We start from the raw sequence: 707 nt of genomic DNA, 5'->3' as shown, positions 1-707 counted from the left end.
TTTTACCAGAAGTGGCTAGTCTAACCGCAAGGAGGACGGTCACCACGGTAGGATTCATGACTGGGGTGAAGTCGTAACAAGGTAGCCGTATCGGAAGGTGCGGCTGGATCACCTCCTTTCCAGAGCTTCTCGCAAAGTTGAGCGCTCACGCTTATCGGCTGTAAATTTAAAGACAGACTCAGGGGTCTGTAGCTCAGTCGGTTAGAGCACCGTCTTGATAAGGCGGGGGTCGTTGGTTCGAATCCAACCAGACCCACCATTGTCTGGCGGTAGGTACACCTGAGAAATACCTGTACATGGGGGCATAGCTCAGCTGGGAGAGCACCTGCTTTGCAAGCAGGGGGTCGTCGGTTCGATCCCGTCTGCCTCCACCAATCCTCAATGACAAGCGTTCGACGCGTCGAGCTTTTGTCATTGGCGATTGAGCCAGTCAGAGTGATATGAGTAACACCATATCGGCTGTCGTTCTTTAACAATCTGGAAGAAGTAAGTAATTTGGATAGCGGAAGCGTCTTGAGATGGACGTGGAAACTATCCGGGTTGTGATTGTATCGATGTATCTCAAGATGATTCGAACTCTATGTTCGACTCAATTGGAATACGGCACAACGCGAGAACTCAACCTGTAACGACTGTCGATGAGACAGACTCGTTATAGGGTCAAGCGAACAAGTGCATGTGGTGGATGCCTTGGCGATCACAGGCGA

2 tRNA genes and 1 rRNA gene are annotated in these 707 nt (G+C 50.8%); all 3 read left to right on the top strand.

Going from position 1 to position 707, the window contains the following annotated elements:
• Window positions 1–119 (top strand): 16S ribosomal RNA (locus tag C3Y15_RS31505); the annotation flags it as partial.
• 63 nt (window positions 120–182) lie between these two features.
• Window positions 183–259: transfer RNA gene (locus tag C3Y15_RS31500), tRNA-Ile, on the top strand.
• 39 nt (window positions 260–298) lie between these two features.
• A tRNA-Ala gene (locus C3Y15_RS31495) sits at window positions 299–374 on the top strand.
• Window positions 375–707 lie beyond the last annotated feature (333 nt).

This window comes from Burkholderia sp. B10 (assembly GCF_004368385.1).
GTDB classification, from domain to species: domain Bacteria; phylum Pseudomonadota; class Gammaproteobacteria; order Burkholderiales; family Burkholderiaceae; genus Burkholderia; species Burkholderia vietnamiensis.
Note: the sequence above shows the minus strand (reverse complement) of the source record. Positions and strands in the feature narration are given on the sequence as shown.